This is a genomic window from Streptomyces sp. NRRL S-495 (assembly GCF_000966955.1).
Lineage (GTDB): Bacteria > Actinomycetota > Actinomycetes > Streptomycetales > Streptomycetaceae > Kitasatospora > Kitasatospora purpeofusca.
This window is the reverse complement of the sequence record NZ_JZWY01000437.1, coordinates 1-455: the sequence shown is the minus strand read 5'-3', so window position 1 is coordinate 455 and position 455 is coordinate 1. Positions and strand designations below refer to the sequence as shown.

The window sequence follows — 455 nt, the reverse complement described above, 5'->3', positions numbered from 1 at the left end:
TGCTGCTCGTGCACCGCCGCGGCGCGCACCGGATCGTCCCGGAACCAGGCCATCCCGGCCTCGTCCATCCGCGGGACCAGCACCGGACGGCGGTGGCGGAGCGCCCAGGCGTACGGGGAGGAGGCCGGGAAACGGTGTACCCCGCCGCTCCGGTCGATCGGCCGCAGGGTGGAGCGGTCCGCCGAATGGAAGGCCATCCGCCGCAGCAGCGCCGAGCCGTCGCCGGACGGCCGCGCCTCGCGCTCGCCGCGCACCAGGTCGTCCAGCACTTCGACCACCACCGTGTCGGCCAGCCGGGGGGTCGCCACGGCGGCCAGCTCCTCGGCGGTCTGGGCGAGGTCGAGCGTGGTGCCGATCCGGGCGGAGGCCACGTTGACCAGCGCCAGACGCTCCTGCGCGGCCTTCGCCTCGCGCAGCGCCTGCTGGCGGGCGAGCACGATCTGGTGCTGGCGCAG

1 pseudogene is annotated in these 455 nt (G+C 76.0%); it reads right to left on the bottom strand.

What is annotated here, in order from left to right:
• A pseudogene (locus VR45_RS22900) lies at positions 1-455 on the bottom strand (histidine kinase); the annotation flags it as partial.